Origin of the sequence: uncultured Enterovirga sp., from assembly GCF_964242715.1 — a bacterium.
Lineage (GTDB): Bacteria > Pseudomonadota > Alphaproteobacteria > Rhizobiales > Beijerinckiaceae > Enterovirga.
In genome coordinates this window covers 14,865-34,104 of sequence record NZ_CAXTAZ010000003.1, presented here as the reverse complement: position 1 = coordinate 34,104, position 19,240 = coordinate 14,865, and the positions used below count along the sequence as shown (strand labels likewise).

The window sequence follows — 19,240 nt, the reverse complement described above, 5'->3', positions numbered from 1 at the left end:
TGCGGCGGAGGGAATCACACGATGGCAAGCGTCAAGGTCACAGATCAGAGCTTCGCGACGGACGTGCTCGAGGCGAAGGAAACGGTGGTCGTCGATTTCTGGGCGGAATGGTGCGGCCCCTGCCGCATGATCGGTCCGGCGCTCGAAGAGATATCGAACGAGATGGCCGGCAAGGTGAAGATCGCCAAGATCAATATCGACGAGAATCCCGAGATCGCGTCGCAGCTCGGCATCCGGTCGATCCCGACGCTGTTCATCTACAAGGATGGCCAGAAGATCGACCAGATGGTCGGCGCCAAGCCGAAGGGCGACCTGTCCCGCTGGATCGCCAAAAGCGCGGCCTGACCGCTACGGCCGTATCACCGTCGTCATTCCGGGGCTCGCCCTCAGGCGAGAACCCGGAACCGACGGTCATCGTTATTCCGCAGGCTTTCGGTCTCTCGGGATCGGCGCTCCGGCGAGCCGCCGCAGACCATTTTACCCGAGCGGAATCCGACGCCGGATCACCTTCGGGGCCGCGGCTTTGACGGTCTTCGAAACCTTCTTCGCCGGTTTCTTGACCTCGCTGGCCTTCAGTTCTTCGGCTTCCACGCGCTCGCGCTCGAGCCGCATGGCCCGGAGCCGGACCGTCTTCGCATCCGTCGCGTCCGCGGAGGCCTGCTGCTCGGCACGGGCAGCTTCGCCCTCCTGAGCAACCTTGCGGGCGCGCTCCTGGCGAGCTGCGGCCGTGGGGGGTACGCCTGTTGGGTGTTGGGTCATCTGGATCCCCTCACGGTGTCGGAACGGGAACCTGGAGGATGAGTTCTCCCCGGCCGTTCGACACCTCGATCATGCAGCCCGGAAACTGCGCCTCGGTGATGGCGGTGTCCGCCCGAAGGCGGGCCGCGAGATAGAGCGCGCATTGCCCAAGATCCACGCCGTCTTCGAGTTCGACACCCTCCCGGTCGGGCAGGCTCCGGTCTCGGTATCGGATGGAGAAGAAATAGCGCGCCACGTGAACCTGACATTCTCTACGGAGACGGGTTTGCGCCACGCCGCCTGATCGGATGGACCTCGCCAGGGCGAGTTCCGACCCTTACCTTACTCGGTTTCCGGCTTCACGAACTGAGTTTCACCGACAGCCCGTTCGACCTTGTCCGGCCCCCGCACCCGGTAGTGGGGCTCGCCATCGACGGATTCAGGCAGCAGCCGGATGATCTCGTAATTGCCCTGGCTCGTCCGGTCGGGGAACGACCGGCTGATACGGACATTCTGGCCGAGCTTGAATTGATGTTCGGACATTCGGGCAATCCTTCTCGGGGTCGGTGACTCGACCCGCTATCGTCGGAAGAAGCGCCGGGCCGGCGGTCGGCTTCCGACCGGGCCGCGCTCGTCCTTGTGGCGGAAGATGAGCCGACCTCGCTCGAGATCGTAGGGCGACATTTCGACCGTGACCCGGTCTCCGGCGAGCGTCTTGATGCGGTGCTTCTTCATCTTGCCGGCCGTGTAGGCGATGATGTGATGCCCGACGTCCAGCTGGATGCGATAGCGCGCCTCGGGCAGGATTTCGGTCACCAGCCCCTCGAATTGGATCAGCTCTTCCTTCACGCGGCCTCGCTCTTCGTTGGTGTCAAAAGAGCCGTTTCCAACGGAGGCGGCTCCAGGTGTTTGCGGTCGTCGGGATCAGGCGACCTGGAGGGTGCTGACAGCGACCTTGCCGGACCGGCGGTCCTGTTCGGTCTCGAAGGACACCTTCATGCCTTCGGCCAGTCCCCGAATGCCGGCGCGCTCGAGTGCGGTTGCATGGACGAAAACGTCCTTGCTGCCGTCATCCGGCTGAATGAAGCCAAAACCCTTGGTATCGTTATAAAACTTGACGGTGCCCATGATCATAGGAGCACTCCTTCGCTGGGTGACGCACGTGACGCCCGGATGCGCCATCGCACGCCCGCTGCCCCGGCTCGCTGATCTTTGGAGAGATAGTCGGAGCGTGCGTCGCGCGAACGCGAAGTGCGGCCCAGTTGTCTGGCCAAAAGTCGACGACTTCACATAGGCGCGAGGAGCCCCTTTTGCAAGTGCAGCCGCGACCCACGCGAAGTGTATCGACCGGCCCGTCAACCTGTTCCTTGCAGGAAGCGGGATCTGCCACCAAGGATTTCGGGGAGAGCCGGAGGTGAAGCTTTGAGCAACGACGGAAAACTTCCAGGGGATCAGGCGGCCAGGCTCCAGCAGCACATCCTGCCGACCGCCGGTACGATGCTCGGCATCTGCACGACCCTGATCGGGCTCGTGAAGGTCCTGGAGGGCACGAAGGCCCTCGCGAGCCGTGTGGACGAATTCGGGGGCATCGTCGGGGCCATGTTCCTCTTCAGCGCGCTTGCATCCTACGGCTCGATCCGAACCGAAAGGCGCGCAGCGCTGAGCCGCAGGCTCGAGACGGCGGCCGATGGCTGTTTCCTGCTCGGCCTCCTCAGTCTGGCTTTGCTCTCGCTCATCTTCGCCTACGAGCTGCTCTGAGGCGCCGGGCGGCGTTGACCGGGGCAGGCAGGCTGTCCATGAGGACCCCTCTTCTGCCGGAGGAACCCATGATCTCGCACGCTCGCATGCCGGTGTTGGTGTTCGCAGCCGTCGTCGCGGCGATGCTCGCGGCCTGCAATCCGAGAGCGTCGGCTCCGAACGCGGCTGTTCCGGCCCCCGCTGCTTCCGGTGTGACGCCCTCGACATCCCGGATGCCGGAGGGATCCGGGTGTGCCGGCGACGTCGCCCGGTTCAGGGCTGTGCTCGCCAATGACGCCGAGGTCGGCCACCTGACGCAGAGCGTCTTCGCGCGTGCGACGGCCGATCTCGACAAAGCCACGCAGGCCTGCGTGGCCGGCCGTGATGGCGACGCCCGCGCGCAGGTCGCCGCGACCCGCCGCCGCTACGGCTATCCCTAGGCCCGCGCGCGGGCCAAGGCCTCACGAAGGAAGGCCTTCACCACGCCCGGCATGGCGGCCTCCTCCAGTTCCTCCGGCCGGGACACGATCTCGATGCCTGCCAGTTCGGGGCGGGCCTCCGCGGCGAGATGGCTCGTCACTCTCTCCCGCACCTCACGCGCGGTAAGCTCGAGCCGGCCCTCCCGCAGGAAGGCGAGGTAGCCGCGATCTTCCGCGACGACCCAGCTCGGGTCGAGCGCATAATCGGCAGGTGTCAGGCCCGTCTCCTCCGCGATCTCCCGGTGGATGCTGCCGGCGAGATCGACGCCACCCCCGGGCAGCAGGTCATCCCGGTCCGGCGTGCCGCAGGGAAAGTAGAGCTGTCCGGCATTCGCCGTCTGTTCCGCCATGCGGCCGAGGAGATAGCCGCCGTCGCGGCAGCGGAGCGCGCCCATGGCGAAGCCGTTCCAGACGGGCGCACCCGGAAAACCGTGCGTGATCCAGGCCAGCATCGCGGCATAATCCGTCTCGAAGAAGTGGGCCTGCAGGATCCCGTCGGCCTCGGCGAGGTCCGAGACCATCAGCACCCGGCCGTTGAAGACGCCCGGATGGCTGCGCGATCGGGCCTGCCAATGCGCCGAGACCAGGGCCGCATTCTGGTCCGGCCAGGCCCAGGCGAACGGCTCCAGGCGCGCTTCGACCCGGGCGACCCGGCGGATCTGGGTCAAGCCCGGATCTCGCCCTCTGAGACGATCACGGCGGAACCGCCGATCTCGGCCGAGGCGAGCACGCCGCTCCGGATCGTGACCTGCAGTTGGATTTCGCTCGGCCGACCCATCTCGTAGCCCTGCTCCACCACGATGGCGTGCTCGCCGTCGCCGAGCGGCTCGTATTGCATCAGCACGCCCGCGAAGGCCGCCGCCGCCGAGCCGGTCGCCGGATCCTCGGCGATGCCCATTCCGGGCGCGAACATCCGGGCCCTGAAGCGCTGCCCGCTGCCGATGGGCTGGCGCGCATAGACATAGGCCGCCGGATGGTTGCCGCCGAAGGCCTTGAGAAAGGCCTCGCCGGCGGGCTTCGCCTGGGCCAGCGTCTCGAGCGACGACACGGGCACGAAATCGTAAGGCACGCCGGCCGAATGCCGGCTCGCCCGGTGGCGATCGAAGCCGATCACGGCCGGGTCGAGGCCGAGTCCCCAGGCGGCGAGCATCGCGTCCGGGGCGTCTTCCAAAGCCTCGGGCAGGCGCGGGAGGCGGAAACGGGCATGACCCCGGTCGTCGCCGTCCGTCTCGACGACGCAGGGCACGATTCCGATCCGCTCCTCCAGTCCGAAGGCGCGTGCATCGGCCCCGGTCCCCTCCCGCAACGCGAGCAGCACCGCCGTGCCGACGGTCGGATGTCCGGCGAAGGGCAGTTCGCGAACAGGCGTAAAGATGCGCAGGCTCGCCCGGTGGCGCGCATCCTCGGGCGGCCAGACGAACACGGTCTCCGACAAGTTGAACTCGCGCGCGATCCTCTGCATCGCCGCGTCGTCGAGCCCCTCGGAATCGAGCACGACCGCGAGCGGGTTTCCCGCGAAAGGCCGGTCGGTGAAGACGTCGAGGGTGACGAAGCGGCGGCGCATGGAATGTCCCGGCGAAAGGGGCGCGATTAGACCGGCTCGGCCGAAAAGGTCCAGGTCGGCCGGACGAATTCCTCCTGCGCCGCGACGAGGAGGATTTCGCGGGATCCCGCCTCCGCCGTCCGCTTGAGAAGGCCGTAGACGGACGAGGCCGCCCGCGCGAGCGCCTCGCGGACCGAGCCCGTCGCCAGGAGATGCACGAAGAACAACGCCGCGACCGCGTCGCCCGCCCCGTTCACCGAGAGGCCGAGGCGGGGCGTCCGGACCTGCCACACCGAATCCCGGTCGGCCGCGACGAGGTCGATCGCATCCGCGGGCGTGGCATCGGTCCGCAGCGAGGTCACTAGCACGGTGCGGGGACCAAGGTCCCGAAGCGCCGCGAGCGCCGCCTTCGCGTCCGCGAGCGTCGCGACGGTTCGGCCAGACAGGTATTCCAGCTCGAACTGGTTCGGCGTGACGATGTCGGCCGCCGGGACGGCGCGGTCGCGCATGAATTCCGGAATGCCGGGTCGGACGAAGATGCCTCGGCCGACATCCCCGATGACGGGATCGCAGCAATAGAGGGCCCGCGGATTGGCCTCGCGCACCCGCGCGGCCGCGCCGAGCACGGCTTGGCCGATATCTGCGGAGCCCATGTAGCCGGAGAGGACGCCGTCGCAGCCGGCGAGCACGCCCCTGGCCGCGATGCCCTCCACCACCTCGTCGACCGCCTGGCCGTCGAAGACGCGCCCGGTCCAGGCGCCGTAGCCGGTGTGGTTCGAGAACTGGACGGTGTGGATCGCCCAGACCTCGTGCCCGAGCCGCTGCATCGGGAAGGTGGCGGCGGCATTCCCGACATGGCCGTAGGCGACGTGCGATTGGATCGACAGGATGTTCATGGCGCCATCTAGGCCTGCCGGGGCGGAACGGCCAGCCTCGTCAACGAGAGCGCGGTTCGTAGGACCCTCTCCCGAATGTCAAAGCCGATCACCAGCAGGTTCGCCCGCTTGTCCCTGTCCGGAGCAGAGGAATTCTGCACCGCCCGCTGTCTCGGCTTGACCCGCACCGCCCGATCGGTGAGGCGGAGCGCGAGGGCACCGTCGACCGGTCGGCACGCCTGCCACCGTGAGCGAGCCCCATGAACTTCGATGCATACACGGCGCCCATTCTCGATTTCGTGCGCGCGAACCAGGGATGGGCGCCGTTCATCGTCGGGGCGCTCGCCTTCGGCGAGTCGCTGGCGGTTCTCTCCGTGCTCATTCCCGCGACCGTGATCCTGGTCGGGATCGGTGCGCTGATCGGGGGCGCCGACCTTGCGTTCTGGCCGATCTGGGCCGGGGCGGCCGCGGGCGCGATCCTGGGCGACTGGATCAGCTACGAGGTCGCGCGCTATTTCGGCCCGAGCATCCAGCATTCCTGGCCGCTGAACCGGCAGCCCGACCTCGTCGCCCGGACGGAGGCCATGATGCAGCGATACGGCGCCTGGGGGGTGTTCGTCGGCCGCTTCTTCGGGCCTTTGCGGGCGCTCGTGCCGCTGGTCGCCGGCATCTTCGAGATGCCCCGCTTCCGCTTCCAGGTCGCGAATGTCGCCTCGGCCCTCGTCTGGGCGACGCTGATCCTCGCGCCGGGGGCCGGCCTGATGGATTGGCTGAAGAAGTGAACCTCGCCCGCTACCGCGGCTCCGCACGCTCCCGCGCGGCCGGGAGCAGGAAGGCCAGGATGCCGATCGCGGGCAGCCAGGCACATATCCGATAGACGGTCTCGATCGAGGTCCGGTCCGCCACCTCGCCGAGCGCGGCGGCTCCGAGCCCGCCCATCCCGAAGGACAGCCCGAAGAACAGGCCCGAGACGAGGCCGATCCGGCCCGGTACCAGTTCCAGCGCGTAGACGAGGATCGCCGTGAGCGACGAGGCCAGGATCAGGCCGATCGGGACCGTCAGCGCGACGGTCCAGAACAGGTCCGCCATCGGCAGGATGAGCGTGAAGGGCAGGACGCCGAGCACCGAGCCGATGATCACGGGCTTGCGCCCGATCCGGTCGCCGATCGGGCCGCCCAGGATGGTGCCGGCTGCGATCGCACCAAGCGCCACGAACAGGTAGATCTGCGCCTCCTGCACCGACACGCCGAACCGCTCGATCAGGTAGAAGGTGTAATAGGACGTGAAGCTCGCGGTGTAGAAGTTCTTCGAAAAGACGAGGAGCACGAGAACAAGGACGGCGAAGCCGACATGCCGGCGCGAGAGCACGTGCTCGCGGGTGTCCGTGGCGCGGCGCGCCAGGGTGGATGACAGGTGGGACGCGTACCAGCGCCCAACCTGGAACAGGCACGCCATTCCGACGAGGGCCCCGATCGAGAACCAGCCGAGGCTGCCCTGGCCCCTCGGGACCACGATGAAGGCCGCGAGCAGCGGCCCGAGCGCCTGGCCGAGATTGCCGCCGACCTGGAAGATCGATTGCGAGAGGCCGTGGCGGCCGCCCGAGGCCGCCCGGGCGATCCGCGACGCCTCAGGATGGAAGATTGCCGACCCGACGCCGATCAACGCGCCCGCGACCAGGATCACGCCGAAGCTCGACGCGGTCGCGAGGAGCAGGAGCCCGAGCAGCGATACGCCCATGCCGACCGTCAGCGAATAGGGCATCGGGCGCCGGTCGGTCACGAGGCCGACCACCGGCTGGAGCAGGGAGGCGGAGAGCTGGAAGGCGAGCGTGATGAGGCCGACCTGCGCGAAATCCAGCCGGTATTCGCTCTTCAGGATGGGATAGACCGCGGGCAGGAGCGACTGGATCAGGTCGTTGAGGCAATGGCAGAAGCTGACCGTCGCGATGACCCGGAAGGCGGTCTCGCTGGATCCCTGGCCAGGGGGAGCCTGGACGCCGACCTCCCCCGTTTTCGCGTCCATGTTGCGGTCCTTCCCGGCGGGCCGTCGAAGGCGGCCTTGCCGGATGGTCTATCCCGGGATGCGGCGCCGTAGGCGCCGCATCCCGCAGGGCTGCCCTGCGAGGGACAGGCGGCCCGTCCTTCGCGAAGGGTCTTTTTCCGGCGAGAGCCGGCGTCAGCTGGTCGCGCGGCGCACGAAGCTGCCGTTGAAGGTCTGCGCGAGGTCGATCTTCGCACCCGCCAACTCCGGATCGATCGTGCGCAGCATGTCGAGCACGCTCTCCTGCCCGCCCTGGGGTACCAGGCCCGAGCGCGAATAGCTCTCGAGCGAGTTCTTCACCGCCTTCAGGTACAAAGGCTTGTCGTTCAGGTGGTACTCGGTCGGGACGAGGTCCGCGACCTGTTCGGGAGTCGCGGCGGCGAGCCACTTCAACGCCTTCACATGGGCGTTGACGAGACGCTGCACCGTGTTCGGGTTCGCGCTCACGAAATCGGACTTGAGATAGACGACCGCCGCCGGGTTCGAGCCCCCGAAGAGCGCCTTGGTGCCGGCCTCGGTCCGCGTGTCGATGAGGGTGGAGATGAGGCCGTCCTCCTCGAGCTTCGCGATCACCGGGTCGAGATGCGAGATGACGTCGATCTCGCCCTTGATCATCGCGGCCACCGCGCCCGCGCCGCCACCGATGCCGATGAAGGCGGCGTCGTTCGGCTTCAGCCCTGCCTTGACCATCGCGAATTGCGCCAGGATCGCGGTCGAAGAGCCCGGGGCCGTGACGCCGATGCGGCGGCCCTTGAAATCGGCCGGCGACTTGATCTCGCCCGCCTTCTCCTTCCGGACCGCGACCGCGATGGCCGGGAAGCGGCCGAGCTCGCAGACGGCCTGGATCATCTGGCCCTTGGCCTGCATCCGGATCGTATGTTCGTAGGCGCCGGTGACGACGTCGACCGAGCCGCCGATCAGGGATTGCAGCGATTTCGCGCCGCCGCCGAAATCGTTGATCTCGACCGTGAGGCCCTCCTCCTTGAAGAAGCCCTTCCGCTCGGCGACCGTGAGGGGGAGGTAGTAGAGGAGCGGCCTGCCGCCGACGCCGAGCTTGAGGCTCGCCTTTTCCGGGGCGCCGGCCGCCTGGGCGAAGGCCTGGCTCCCGGCGAGCGACAAGGCGGCGAGAGTGGTCGTTCCACTGAGGAATTGCCGACGATCCATGGGTGATCCTCCGTCCGTTGTTCGTGGTGCCATAACGTGCCGGGCCGGTTCGGCAAAGCGCTCCGCCGGACCCGCTCAGAACTTGCCCGCCGCCTCCGGCCGCCACACCATCAGGCGCCGCTCGATGACGGTGACGACGGAATCGATCGCGATCACGAAGATCGACAGGATCACCATGCCGGCGAAGACGCCGGTGACGTCGAAGACGCTTTCGGCCTCCTGGATCTTGTAGCCGATCCCGGCCGAGGAGCCGAGATACTCGCCGACCACGGCGCCGACGAGCGCGAAGCCGACCGACGTGTGGAGCGAGGAGAACATCCAGGTCAGCGCCGCCGGCCAATAGATGTGGCGGAGCAGCTGGCGCTCGTTCATGCCGAGCATGCGGGCATTGGCCAGCACGGTGGGCGAGACCTCGCGCACGCCCTGATAGACGTTGAAGAAGACGATGAAGAAGACCAGCGTGAAGCCGAGCGCCACCTTGGACCAGATGCCGAGGCCGAACCAGAGCGCGAAGATCGGCGCCAGCACCACGCGGGGCAGGGCATTCGCGGCCTTGATGTAGGGGTCGAAGATAGCGGCCAGGAGCGCGCGCCGCGCGAACAGGAATCCCATCAGGATGCCGCCTCCGGCCCCGAACACGAAGGCCAGGATCGTCTCCTGGAGCGTGATCCAAAGATGGCCCCAAATCTCGATGCCGGAGAATTCCTTCACCACCCGGGCGATGACGTCGAAGGGCGTCGAGAAGAAGAACTGCGTGTTCTTCACGCTCCCGAAGATCGGGTAGGCGGTGACGACATGCCAGATCGCGAGAAGCGCGAGGCCGACGCCAGCCTGGGCGAGGAGAAGTTTGACGCGGCTCACGGGGTTGTCTCCGGTGACGGGAACGTCTTCACGCGGCGCCCTCCCCGAAGGCATAGGCCTTCTGCACCTCGGCCCGGAGGCTCGACCAGATCTCCTTGTGGATGCGGTGAAATTCGGGGTCGAGGCGGATCTCGGCCGTGTCGCGGGGACGGGCGAGGCCGACGGTGAAATCCCCGATGATGGTCGCGGCCGGGCCGGCCGACATGACGACGACCCGGTCCGAGAGGCCGATCGCCTCCTCCAGGTCGTGGGTCACGAACATCACGGCCTTCCGGTCGGCCGCCCAGAGGTCGAGGAGGAGGTTGCCCATGATCTGGCGGGTCTGGGCGTCGAGCGGGCCGAAGGGCTCGTCCATCAGAAGGATCTCGGGATCCCGGATCAGGATCTGGGCGAGCGCCACGCGCTTGCGTTGCCCGCCGGACAGCATGTGCGGGTAGGAGTTCACGAAGGTCTTCAGCCCGACCCGGGCGAGCCATTGCGCCGCCCGCTCCAGCGCCTCGCGGCGGGCGACGCCCTTGGGCTCGAGCGCGACCGCGACATTGTCGAGCGCCGTCTTCCAGGGCATCAGGGCGTCGGCCTGGAAGAGGTAGCCCGAACGCCGGTTCAGCCCGGAAAGCGGCTCGCCGAAGACGTGGACGGTCCCGGCGCTCGGGGCAAGGAGGCCCGCCGTCGCATTCAGCAGCGTCGACTTTCCGCAGCCGGTCGGCCCGACGATCGACACGAACTCTCCGGGCGCGACGGCAAGGTCGATGGCCTGGACGGCCCTGTAGACGTCGCCCCCCGCCAGCGGGAAGGTGATCGCCACTCCGCCAAGCGAGACGGCCGTTCCGCCCTGGTTATCGTCTGGCATGGTGATCGATATGCTGGCGCGTGCGCGCCGGTCCTCGACGCCGGCGGGACCCTAATCGGCGAGGACGCACGGGCCAAGTCGCGTCGACGGTCGCGGCGCCTCGAAGAGCCAGGTACCGCAGCGGTCCGCGGCATCGAGGGCCGACCATTCCGGAACGGGTGCGCTGGCCACTCGCCGTGCGGTGGACGTCACGATTTGAGCATGTGAGCGGCCAGCGCCGTGTCGGCAAATTGCTTGATCGAGGCGATCTTTCCGCCGTCGATCCGAACGATGTCGACGAGTTCCGTCTCGACCGGCTCCCCGCCCTGCGGTCCTCGAATCCGGACGCGCCAATGCACGGCGGCGTCCGACCCTTCGACGATCAGGTTCAGGATCTCGGCGTCGCTGAATTCGAAGGCCGAGACGAGCCGCCCCATCACCTCGCGGATCGCGGCCTTTCCAGCTACGGCGACCGGGAAGGGACTCGCGGCGGTCGATCCGTTCAGCGCGAAATGAGCCGCGTCGCCGAAATGACCCATGATCTCGTCGACATTGCCGGCCATGCGGGCCCGATAGGCCGACCTGATAAGCTGCTCGACCGCGTCCTTCATGGCGTCCACCGTGTTCCACGTCTCCTGGTGGAATGGAGCCTGAACGGAGGCCGGGAGGCAAGCTATTCGGCGGCCTCCTTGGGCGGCGGCCGCCGGCTCTTCGCCGGGATCACGAGATCGAACTCCGCGAGCTCGACGTCGGTCGGCCATACGGTGTCCTTGTCCCAAGCCCAGGCAGCGCGAATTTGGTCGTCCGACATCTTGTCGATTTCCGACCAGTCGAACTCTCGCAGCAGGCGCTCCGCTTCAGCGAGTTGCTTCTCTGTAGGCACGTCGCTCGCTCCTGCTCGCGGGGCGCAGCGAAATGATACGCCGCCGCTCGCCGCGCCACGTCCAGACGCAGAATAGCACGCGACCGTCGACTTCGGCCATCGACTCCACACGCAAGGCGTCCGACATGGAATTCTTCGACGGGCGTTCCAGCCGTACCCGGCCATCGAACATCTGGGCAGCCATCACGAGACGAAGGGCGCGCTGCTCAAAGGTCAGCGCGTCCTTGTCATCGTCCCACGTGAAGTCGTCGGTCTCGCCCATTCCGCCCCCACAACGTCAATGAGATTGTCGGGGGCCATTCAAGCCGAACAGGCGTGCGGCTCAGTTCTTCGCCTTGTCGACGAGGGCCTTCTCCTTGATCCACGGCATCATGCCGCGCAGCTGCTCGCCGACCTTCTCGATCGGGTGGGCGGCCATGCGGGCGCGGGTGGCCTTGAACGAGGTCTGGTTGACCCGGTTCTCAAGCATCCAGTTGCGGGTGAAGATGCCGCCCTGGATGTCGGCCAGGATTCGCTTCATCTCGGCCTTGGTCTCGGACGTGATGATGCGCGGCCCGGTGACGTATTCGCCGTATTCGGCCGTGTTCGAGATCGAATAGTTCATGTTGGCGATGCCGCCCTCGTAGATGAGGTCGACGATCAGCTTCACCTCGTGCAGGCACTCGAAATACGCCATCTCGGGCGCGTAGCCGGCCTCGACCAGCGTCTCGTAGCCGGCCTTGATCAGCTCGACCAAGCCGCCGCAGAGCACCACCTGTTCGCCGAACAGGTCGGTCTCGCATTCCTCGCGAAAATTCGTCTCGATCACGCCGGCCCGGCCGCCGCCGATGGCGCATGCGTAGGACAGGCCGAGGTCATGCGCGTTGCCGGACGAATCCTGGTGGATCGCGATCAGCGTCGGGACCCCGCCGCCGCGCTGATATTCGGACCGGACGGTGTGGCCGGGACCCTTCGGGGCGACCATCAGGACGTCCAGGTCCGTGCGGGGCTCGATCAGGTTGAAATGGATGTTGAGGCCATGCGCGAAGAGGAGTGCCGCGCCCTCCTTCATGTTGGCCTCGAGGCTGTCGCGGTAGATGTCGGCCTGGAGCTCGTCCGGGGTCAGCATCATGACGATGTCGGCCCATTTCGCGCCTTCGGCCGGGTTCATCACCTTGAAGCCGGCGGTCTCCGCCTTGGAACGGGTGGCCGAGCTCTCCTTGAGGGCGATCGCGACCTCCTTCACGCCGGATTCCCGGAGGTTCAGCGCATGCGCGTGGCCCTGGCTGCCATAGCCGACGATCAGGACCTTGCGGCCCTTGATCAGATTGATGTCGGCATCGCGATCGTAATAGACGCGCATGGTCTCTTGCCTCCCAGGGGCCTCGGTCCGAGCCCTCGTGTGCTGATGGTTGCGCCGCCGCCTTTCCGGCTGCGGCGGTCGAGCGCGCCGCTTGTAGCGGCCCTGACCGCCCTGGCAAGCGCCGGGGGCGCGCGCGCCGCCCTATTCGACGAGCCGGAAGGGCTGCTCGAAGGCGGCCGACTTTCCGGAGGCGGTGTCCCGCAGCGTGTAGACGACGATGTAGTCGCCGGCGGGCGCGTTGCCGAGGCCGAGGCTCACATTCACCATCAGCTCGCGCAGCTTGTGTTGGCTCGCCTGGGCGAAGGTCAGGAACTTCTCCTGCCCGCCCAGCACGCTTCCGGCCTTTGACTTCACCACGAAGTCGAGCGTGATGCCGATCGCGAAGCCGTCCTTGCCCGAGGGCTTCCACGAATAGCCGATCGGTTCGATATAGGTGAGCAGCGTCTCGCCGCGCTTGAAGTCGTTGCTCGTCCGCTCAGTATAGGCGCCGTAGAGACTGGGCTTCTCGGTCACGAACACGGCGCGCCGGACGGTGAGCGGCGTCTTCTCCCAGGCCGCAACGAGTTCGGCCTCCTTTGCCTCGACATCTTTCAAGCTTTGCCCCCGGACGGGCAGGGAGGCGAGACAGGAGAGCGCGACGACGGTCGCGAGACGATGATACATGATGGTTTCCTTGACCACGCTTGGTCTATCGCGGATCGACCGACGGGGCGAGCGGCTCTGGAAAGACATCGGCATGGATAGGAACGCGTCGGAACCCGGGAGCGCGGGTGCCGGTCCCGCCGATATTCTTGCTTTCTGGCGGGAAGCCGGTCCGGAGCGCTGGTTCACCCAGGACGACGCCTTCGACGCGGCGTGTCGGGCACGCTTCCTGACCGTATTCGAGGACGCCGCCGCGGGTCGGCTGGCCGGCTGCGAGGACTCGGCGCAAGGCGCGCTCGCGCTCGTGCTGCTGCTCGACCAGATGCCCCGCAACATCTTCCGGGGCAGCGCGCGGGTCTGGGCGTCGGACCCGCTCGCGCGCGAGGTGGCCGGGCGAGCGATCGCGCACGGCTTCGATCGGGAGGTCGATTCTGACCTTCGGACCTTCTTCTACCTGCCCTTCATGCACGGCGAGGATCTGGCTTCGCAGGACCGCTCGGTCGCGCTCTACGAGGAGAAGGGGCGCCCGGAGAACGTCGCATGGGCTCGGCATCATCGCGACATCGTCGCGCGTTTTGGACGTTTTCCGCACCGCAACGCGATCCTCGGACGCGAGAGTACGGCCGAGGAGTTGGCCTATCTTGAGGCCGACGGCTTCGCCGGCTGAGGGCACGGCGCTGAGGGCCGCTATCCTCTTCCGGCAGGACGCCTCAGTTCATCACGGCCTTTTCCATGGCCTCGGATGCCGGGGCTTTCGGGTTCTTCGTGCAATACTCGCGCACCTTGCGGTCGAGGGCGGTCGCACTCGGGTCCTTGGCCAGCGCGGCCTTGTCCGCCGCGCTTATCGCGGCCTGCATCTCGGCGTCGGCCTTCAGGTAGTCGGCGCAGGACATGTCCGTCTGCGCTGGGGCCGGGCCGGCCGACAGGAGCGCGAGCGCGAGCGTCACGTCGAAAAGCTTCATGGGGGTCCGTTTCGGATAAGGGCCAGCCGTCCGGCGGAAGAGGCCGGAGCGAGGTGAGTGGGACTGGCCGAGGGCGAGCGGAACGCTCGGGGAGCCCTGTAGGCTCCGGCCGAGTGTCCGTAAAGCGACCGCCGCGAAGGCCCGGTCAGGGCAGAGCGATCCCTTCACGCTCCAGCGCGCGGCGAACCGCGGGCCGCTCCGCCATCCTGTGCGCATGCGCGGTCCAGGCCGGGAAGTCGGCCGGCATGTCGAAGCCGAGCGCTGGGCCGCGACCCCAGGTCCAGAACAGGAAGACGTAGGGATCGGCGACCGAGAAGCTGTCGCCCGCAGCCCAAGGCGCGCGCGAGGCGGCGAGCTTCGCCTCGACCTGGCGCCAGACGTCCCGGCAGGTCTCGTGTCCTTTCGCGACTACTTCAGTGCGGGCCGCGTCGCTCGTGCCGTAGCGCTCGGGCCGGCGGACATGGGCATAGGCGATGTGGAGGCCGGACGAGCACCAGGCGAGCCATTCGGCGCAGCGCGCCTCCTCGCGAGGATCCGTCGGCCAGAGGGCGGCTGCCGGAAAGCTCCGGGCGATGTAGCGGAGGATGGCCGGGTTTTCGGTCACGACGAAGTCGCCGTCGACGAGGACCGGCACCCGCCCTTTCGGATTGAGGGCCAGGAATTCGGGCGTCTTCTGGGCGCCGTCGGCCAGCTTCGTCAGCACGGGCTCGAATTCGACGCCCGTCTCTTCCAGCGCGATGCCCGGCGCGAGCGAGCAGGCGCCGGGCGAGTAGTAGAGCTTCAGGCCGGCCATGGCCTCACATCCCCAGCGGGCCGCGGCTCATCGCGGCGACGCCGGTGCGGGACACCTCGACCAGACCGACCGCCACCATCATGTTGATGAAACGCTCGACCTCGTCCGTCGTCCCGGTGAGCTCGAAGACGAAGGAGGTGAGCGTCGCGTCGACGGTGCGGGCCCCGAAGGCGGAGGCGAGCCGCATGGCTTCGACCCGCGCCTCGCCCCTTCCCTCGACCTTGACGAGGGAGAGCTCGCGCTCGATCGCGTCGCCCTGGACGGTGAGGTCGAGCACGCGGTGGACTGGGATCAGCCGCTCGAGCTGCGCCTTGATCTGCGCGAGCGTGGCGTCCGTGCCGGCGGTGACGATCGTGATCCGGGAGAGATGCTTTTGGTGCTCCGTCTCCGACACCGTCAGGCTCTCGATATTGTAGCCCCGGCCGGAGAACAGGCCCGCGATCCGGGCGAGCACGCCGGGCTCGTTGTCGACGATCACGGCCAGCGTGTGCCGCCGCGAGATCTCGAGCGGCGAGGGGTCCGGGTAATGCGTGTTCATCGCGTTCATCGGCCGACCTTCTGGGCGCGGGCGCCCCGTGATACGGAACGGAAGCGTGGCCTTTGTGGTTGGAGGGCCGTCACGTCAAGCCGGAGGGCGGATCGGCCGCCGATGTTCGAGGACACCATGACCCGTCTCGCCGCCTGCCTCCTCCTTTCCGCCGCGATCCTAGTTCCGGCCGCCGCCCAGGCCCAAGGCCGTCACCGCGGCGACCCGGACGTCACCGGATCGATCGGCGGGCGTGCGCCCTGGCAGCAGCCTTGGGAATACGATTCCGGTAGCGACAACGACAAGCATCCGTCGCGCCCCTTATTACCAGCAGGGTCGGGGGCAGCAGACGGGTGGGCCGAGCCGCAACCTCGTCCCCGGTGACGGCTTCACGATCTCGCCGCGCTAGCCCCGGGCTGCGCTGCCCTGAGATCGATGAGCGGCTGCTCGTCGACCTCGTCGTGGGCAATCGTCCACGTCTCTCTCAGCGCAGCTTCGCGCCATTCAGCAAAGCTCGGTAGTCCCAGGATGGCATCCATATAGGCGCGGCTTTCCGGCGTGACCGCGAAGCCATAGGTGTCGAGGCGGGTCGCGATCGGCGCATACATCGCGTCGGCGGCCGAGAAGGCACCGAAGAGGAACGGGCCATTTCGGCCGAACCGGTGCGCGCCTCGCGCCACACCGCCTCGATCCGGCTCGCGTCCCGGGCCACCTTCTCGCCCCGGTCACCCTCGGCGAAGTGCTTGCCCAGATTCATGGGGCAGGCGGAGCGGAGCGCCGCGAAGCCGGAATGCATCTCGGCCGAGATCGAGCGCGCATGGGCACGCGCCTCGCGGTCGAGCGGCCACACACCGGCCTCGGGCCAGCGTTCCGCCACGTATTCGACGATCGCGAGCGAGTCCCACACGGTGATCTCGCCGTCCTTCAGGACCGGGACCTTACCGGCCGGCGAATGCTCACGAATCCGGACCTGGGTATTCGCATGATCGAGCGGGATCACGATCTCGTCGAAGTCGATCCCGAGCTGACGCATCAGGAGCCAGGGCCTGAGGGACCAGGATGAATAGAGCTTGTTCGCGACGATCAGTGTCGGCATGGGCGGGCTCCCTTCGGGATCGGATGGTTGTCGGTGAATGCAAGCGACGGCGGGAGATCAGGCCGCGGAGGGCTGAAGGTCCGCTATCCGGCAGGCGCCCGCGATCTCCCGGATCACGCCAAGGGACGACATGACGTCGTCCCGGGTCGTCGTGGTCGCGCCGACCTGGAAGCGGAGAACGAAGCGGCCGTCGTGGCTCGTCTGGGTGAGGTAGAGCCGGCCGTCGTCGTTGATGCGCTGGACGAGTTGCGCGTTCAGCCGGTCGAGTTCGCTCTCCGGCACCCCGGACGGCCGGTAGCGGAAGGTGAACAGCGACAGGATTGGGGCCGTGACGATCTCGAAATCGGGCTCGGCCGCAATGGCGGCCGCCAGTTCGCCGGCCCAGCCGACATGGGCGCGGATCATGTCCCGGAGCGCCTCGGCGCCGTAGGAGCGGATCACGAACCAGAGTTTCAGGGCCCGGAAGCGGCGGCCGAGCGGCACCGACCATTCGTTGTAATCGACGAAGCCGTCCTGGCCGAGGGTGCGCAGGAAGGGCGGCCGGATGCCGAGCGCGTCGGTCAGTGCCTTCGGGTCGCGCACGAAATGCGCCGAACAGTCGAAATTCGTGAACAGCCACTTGTGCGGGTTGAAGACGAAGCTGTCCGCCCGCTCAGCGCCCCGCATCAGGTGGCGGTATTCGGGCACGATCATCGCGCTCCCGGCCCAGGCGGCGTCGACATGCAGGAAGACGCCGTGCCGGGCCGCGATGTCGGCCACACCCGCGATGTCGTCGCAGGCGCCGACCGAGGTGCCGCCGAGCGCCGCCACGATCGCGCAGGGCAGGAGGCCGGCCTCGCGGTCGGCCGCGATGGCCCGGTCGAGCGCCGCGACATCCATGCCGTGGAGTGGCCCCGCGACCGGAATGCGGACGAGATTGCGGTCGCCGATCCCGGCGATCCGGACCGCCTTGTCGACGGAGGAATGGACCTGGGCCGAGGCATAGACCCGGAGAGCCGGATGGGGGGCGAGCCCGTCCCGGTTGCCGCCGCCGCCCAGCACCTTCTCGCGCGCCGTGAGAAGGGCCGCCAGCGTCGCGCCCGAGGCGGAATCCTGGATCACGCCCGAAAATCCCTCGGGCAGGCCGATCAGCTGGCGCAGCCAGTCGATCATCCGGGTCTCGAGCTCGGTCGCGGCCGGCGAGGTCTGCCAGAGCATGCATTGCGCGGCGATCGCGGCCGTCACGTATTCGGCGACGACCGAGGGCGGGCTCGCATTGGCCGGGAAATAGGCGAAGAAGCGCGGATGCTGCCAATGCGTGATGCCCGGCATGATCACCCGATCGAGGTCGGCGAAGATCTCCGCCATCGCTTCGCCCCGCGCGGGCGGCTCGGCCGGGATCTGGCGGAAGGTGTCGCCCGGGCTCGTCTGCGCCCGGACCGGCCGCTCGGACAGGCCGTCCAGGTAATCGGCCGACCAGTCGGAGGCGCGATGCGCCCAGTGCCGGAATTCGCTGCCGTCCATCGATCCGCTCCGAAATCGCGGGCTCTCATATCGGGGCATGGCCGCGGCGTCGAACGCCTCGCCGGTGACATCGCCCCTCGTTTTGGTCGCCGGGCAACGCGGCGGCGGCGCCCATACGGGCCCGGCCCTGCTATAGCGCGGTCCCGACTCGCCGCGCGGTCCCGATTTGCCCTCCTTCCTGCATCGCTCCTCGCACGACCTCGCCGTCGAGGCCCCGCCCGACCGGCCGCTCGTCGGCATCGCCCTCGTGCTCGCGGCCGGCCTCGTCTTCTCGCTCGCCGACACCTTCTCGAAGGTGCTGGCCGAGCGGCTGCCCGTGGTCGAGATCACGTGGCTGCGCTGGGCGGGCTTCGTCGTCGTCGTGGCCCCGATGCTCGTCGCGACGCGAGGCCGTGTGCTCCAATCGGGCTCGCCGCAGCTGCAGGCCTTTCGGGCCGCCTGCCTGATCGGCTCGAGCCTGCTCTTCGTGGGAGCCTTGTCGGTCCTGCCGCTTGCCTCCACGACCACCATCAACTTCGTCTCGCCCCTGATCGTGACGGCCCTCTCGATCCCGCTTCTCGGCGAGAAGGTCGGGTTCCGGCGCTGGGCCGCCGTCGCGGCCGGCCTCGTGGGCGTCGTCGTCGTGGTCCGGCCGGGCAGCGGCACGTTCGGCTGGGCGGCACTCCTGCCGATCCTCTCAGCGACCTGCTGGGCGGCGGGCGTGATCGCGACGCGGCGCCTCGGCGGCATCGACCGTCCCTGGACCTCGATGACCTACACGTCGCTGATCGGCTTCGTCGCCCTGGGCCTCGTGGTGCCGGCCGTGTTCATCATGCCGACCGGGTTCGAGCTGCTGCTGGCGGCCGGAATGGCGGGCTTCGCGACTGCCGGGCAATTCCTCACCGTCCTCGCCTTCGGCCGCGCGCCGGTGTCAGTGCTCGCCCCCTTCACCTACGTCATGCTGATCTGGGCGACCGCCCTCGGCTATATCGTCTTCGGCACCGTGCCGGACGGCTGGACCTGGTTCGGCGCCGCCATCATCATCGCGAGCGGCATCTACACGGCCCACCGCGAGAGGCTGCGGGTGCGGGACGCGGCGCGCGCGCCTGTTCCGGAGCTGTCCAGGGCGGACAGATCGCAAGCTTGACGGTGCCGTGATCGAGAAGGTCTCGCCAAGACGGTGACAATAAGTTCCGCTCACACCCGCTGCGAACGCGGCGGCATATGCGGCGGGCCGCGCGCCCGTTC

Annotated in this window: 28 protein-coding genes and 1 pseudogene; 7 read left to right on the top strand and 22 right to left on the bottom strand. The window is 68.0% G+C overall.

The annotated features are described in order from the left end of the window. Positions 1–21 precede the first annotated feature (21 nt). Positions 22–345, top strand: a complete 324-nt coding sequence (trxA, locus tag ACFE87_RS02585; RefSeq protein ID WP_375458047.1) for a thioredoxin — start codon at positions 22–24, stop codon at positions 343–345. A gap of 132 nt (positions 346–477) precedes the next feature. Here trxA and ACFE87_RS02580 read toward each other — a convergent pair whose 3' ends face one another. The 5 genes from ACFE87_RS02580 to ACFE87_RS02560 all read right to left on the bottom strand — a co-directional run bounded on the left by ACFE87_RS02580 (position 478) and on the right by ACFE87_RS02560 (position 1,872). After that, complete coding sequence (locus ACFE87_RS02580; protein WP_375458046.1) at positions 478–759, bottom strand: hypothetical protein; 282 nt, start codon at positions 757–759, stop codon at positions 478–480. Between the two features lie 10 nt (positions 760–769). After that, positions 770–994, bottom strand: coding sequence for a DUF6894 family protein (locus ACFE87_RS02575; protein WP_375458045.1), 225 nt, complete (start codon positions 992–994; stop codon positions 770–772). 86 nt (positions 995–1,080) lie between these two features. Beyond that, positions 1,081–1,281: a hypothetical protein gene (locus ACFE87_RS02570; RefSeq protein ID WP_375458044.1), complete on the bottom strand. Its 201-nt coding sequence runs from the start codon at positions 1,279–1,281 to the stop codon at positions 1,081–1,083. 36 nt (positions 1,282–1,317) lie between these two features. Beyond that, positions 1,318–1,587, bottom strand: a complete 270-nt coding sequence (gene infA / locus ACFE87_RS02565) for a translation initiation factor IF-1 (RefSeq protein ID WP_375458043.1) — start codon at positions 1,585–1,587, stop codon at positions 1,318–1,320. Positions 1,588–1,662: 75 nt separating this feature from the next. Further along, entirely contained in the window at positions 1,663–1,872 is a 210-nt protein-coding gene (locus ACFE87_RS02560) for a cold-shock protein (protein ID WP_375458042.1), read from the bottom strand. Positions 1,873–2,160: 288 nt separating this feature from the next. Here ACFE87_RS02560 and ACFE87_RS02555 point away from each other — a divergent pair, with 288 nt between their 5' ends. Together ACFE87_RS02555 and ACFE87_RS02550 are read left to right on the top strand one after the other, a co-directional pair. Next, a complete protein-coding gene (locus ACFE87_RS02555; protein ID WP_375458041.1) occupies positions 2,161–2,496 on the top strand; it encodes a hypothetical protein in 336 nt (111 codons plus the stop codon). Positions 2,497–2,564: 68 nt separating this feature from the next. After that, entirely contained in the window at positions 2,565–2,915 is a 351-nt protein-coding gene (locus ACFE87_RS02550) for a hypothetical protein (protein ID WP_375458040.1), read from the top strand. Here ACFE87_RS02550 and ACFE87_RS02545 read toward each other — a convergent pair. The 3 genes from ACFE87_RS02545 to pdxY are packed head-to-tail and all read right to left on the bottom strand — an operon-like array spanning position 2,912 to position 5,393. After that, positions 2,912–3,622 (bottom strand): NUDIX domain-containing protein, encoded by a 711-nt coding sequence (locus ACFE87_RS02545; RefSeq protein ID WP_375458039.1) that lies wholly within the window; start codon positions 3,620–3,622, stop codon positions 2,912–2,914. The two genes, ACFE87_RS02550 and ACFE87_RS02545, sit on opposite strands and share 4 nt — an antisense overlap. Then, entirely contained in the window at positions 3,619–4,518 is a 900-nt protein-coding gene (locus ACFE87_RS02540) for a PhzF family phenazine biosynthesis protein (RefSeq protein WP_375458038.1), read from the bottom strand. Before ACFE87_RS02540 ends, ACFE87_RS02545 begins: the two co-directional genes overlap by 4 nt. Before the next feature lie 26 nt (positions 4,519–4,544). Then, entirely contained in the window at positions 4,545–5,393 is an 849-nt protein-coding gene (pdxY, locus tag ACFE87_RS02535) for a pyridoxal kinase PdxY (protein WP_375458037.1), read from the bottom strand. A gap of 239 nt (positions 5,394–5,632) precedes the next feature. Between pdxY and ACFE87_RS02530 the strand changes: the two genes are divergently transcribed. Next, a complete protein-coding gene (locus ACFE87_RS02530; protein WP_375458036.1) occupies positions 5,633–6,154 on the top strand; it encodes a DedA family protein in 522 nt (173 codons plus the stop codon). 10 nt (positions 6,155–6,164) lie between these two features. On the opposite strand, the gene ACFE87_RS02525 is transcribed toward ACFE87_RS02530, so the two are convergent. The 9 genes from ACFE87_RS02525 to ACFE87_RS02485 all read right to left on the bottom strand — a co-directional run bounded on the left by ACFE87_RS02525 (position 6,165) and on the right by ACFE87_RS02485 (position 13,154). Beyond that, positions 6,165–7,394: an MFS transporter gene (locus ACFE87_RS02525; RefSeq protein WP_375458035.1), complete on the bottom strand. Its 1,230-nt coding sequence runs from the start codon at positions 7,392–7,394 to the stop codon at positions 6,165–6,167. Between the two features lie 153 nt (positions 7,395–7,547). After that, entirely contained in the window at positions 7,548–8,576 is a 1,029-nt protein-coding gene (locus tag ACFE87_RS02520; RefSeq protein WP_375458034.1) for an ABC transporter substrate-binding protein, read from the bottom strand. Positions 8,577–8,651: 75 nt separating this feature from the next. Further along, complete coding sequence (locus tag ACFE87_RS02515) at positions 8,652–9,437, bottom strand: ABC transporter permease (protein WP_375458033.1); 786 nt, start codon at positions 9,435–9,437, stop codon at positions 8,652–8,654. Positions 9,438–9,465: 28 nt separating this feature from the next. Then, the gene (locus ACFE87_RS02510) at positions 9,466–10,287 is read right to left on the bottom strand and encodes an ABC transporter ATP-binding protein (protein ID WP_375458032.1); all 822 of its coding nucleotides are present in this window, start codon (positions 10,285–10,287) and stop codon (positions 9,466–9,468) included. A 188-nt stretch (positions 10,288–10,475) separates the two neighbouring features. After that, entirely contained in the window at positions 10,476–10,877 is a 402-nt protein-coding gene (locus ACFE87_RS02505; protein WP_375458173.1) for a nuclear transport factor 2 family protein, read from the bottom strand. 62 nt (positions 10,878–10,939) lie between these two features. After that, positions 10,940–11,149 (bottom strand): hypothetical protein, encoded by a 210-nt coding sequence (locus ACFE87_RS02500; protein WP_375458031.1) that lies wholly within the window; start codon positions 11,147–11,149, stop codon positions 10,940–10,942. Next, a complete protein-coding gene (locus ACFE87_RS02495) occupies positions 11,124–11,411 on the bottom strand; it encodes a BrnT family toxin (RefSeq protein WP_375458030.1) in 288 nt (95 codons plus the stop codon). The genes ACFE87_RS02500 and ACFE87_RS02495 overlap by 26 nt, the downstream gene beginning before the upstream one ends. Before the next feature lie 60 nt (positions 11,412–11,471). Continuing rightward, the gene (gene ilvC / locus ACFE87_RS02490; RefSeq protein WP_375458029.1) at positions 11,472–12,491 is read right to left on the bottom strand and encodes a ketol-acid reductoisomerase; all 1,020 of its coding nucleotides are present in this window, start codon (positions 12,489–12,491) and stop codon (positions 11,472–11,474) included. Positions 12,492–12,632: 141 nt separating this feature from the next. After that, positions 12,633–13,154, bottom strand: coding sequence for a hypothetical protein (locus ACFE87_RS02485; protein ID WP_375458028.1), 522 nt, complete (start codon positions 13,152–13,154; stop codon positions 12,633–12,635). Between the two features lie 73 nt (positions 13,155–13,227). Here ACFE87_RS02485 and ACFE87_RS02480 point away from each other — a divergent pair, with 73 nt between their 5' ends. Beyond that, positions 13,228–13,800: a DUF924 family protein gene (locus tag ACFE87_RS02480; protein WP_375458172.1), complete on the top strand. Its 573-nt coding sequence runs from the start codon at positions 13,228–13,230 to the stop codon at positions 13,798–13,800. 43 nt (positions 13,801–13,843) lie between these two features. Here the strand turns inward: ACFE87_RS02480 and ACFE87_RS02475 are convergent, their stop codons facing one another. From ACFE87_RS02475 to ilvN, 3 genes are all read right to left on the bottom strand, one after another. Further along, complete coding sequence (locus tag ACFE87_RS02475; protein WP_375458027.1) at positions 13,844–14,095, bottom strand: hypothetical protein; 252 nt, start codon at positions 14,093–14,095, stop codon at positions 13,844–13,846. Positions 14,096–14,240: 145 nt separating this feature from the next. Continuing rightward, positions 14,241–14,888 carry a glutathione S-transferase family protein gene (locus tag ACFE87_RS02470; protein ID WP_375458026.1) on the bottom strand — a complete coding sequence of 216 codons (648 nt, stop codon included), beginning with the start codon at positions 14,886–14,888 and terminating at the stop codon, positions 14,241–14,243. Between the two features lie 4 nt (positions 14,889–14,892). After that, on the bottom strand, positions 14,893–15,435 hold the full coding sequence (ilvN, locus tag ACFE87_RS02465) for an acetolactate synthase small subunit (RefSeq protein WP_375458025.1): 543 nt from the start codon (positions 15,433–15,435) through the stop codon (positions 14,893–14,895). A gap of 102 nt (positions 15,436–15,537) precedes the next feature. On the opposite strand from ilvN, the gene ACFE87_RS02460 reads away from it, so the two are divergent. Beyond that, complete coding sequence (locus ACFE87_RS02460) at positions 15,538–15,798, top strand: hypothetical protein (RefSeq protein WP_375458024.1); 261 nt, start codon at positions 15,538–15,540, stop codon at positions 15,796–15,798. A 5-nt stretch (positions 15,799–15,803) separates the two neighbouring features. On the opposite strand, the pseudogene ACFE87_RS02455 reads toward ACFE87_RS02460, so the two are convergent. Beyond that, positions 15,804–16,510: pseudogene (locus ACFE87_RS02455) on the bottom strand (glutathione S-transferase family protein). Between the two features lie 57 nt (positions 16,511–16,567). Next, the gene (locus ACFE87_RS02450; RefSeq protein ID WP_375458023.1) at positions 16,568–18,013 is read right to left on the bottom strand and encodes a pyridoxal phosphate-dependent decarboxylase family protein; all 1,446 of its coding nucleotides are present in this window, start codon (positions 18,011–18,013) and stop codon (positions 16,568–16,570) included. A 166-nt stretch (positions 18,014–18,179) separates the two neighbouring features. Here ACFE87_RS02450 and ACFE87_RS02445 point away from each other — a divergent pair, with 166 nt between their 5' ends. After that, a complete protein-coding gene (locus tag ACFE87_RS02445) occupies positions 18,180–19,139 on the top strand; it encodes a DMT family transporter (RefSeq protein ID WP_375458022.1) in 960 nt (319 codons plus the stop codon). Positions 19,140–19,240: the final 101 nt, after the last annotated feature.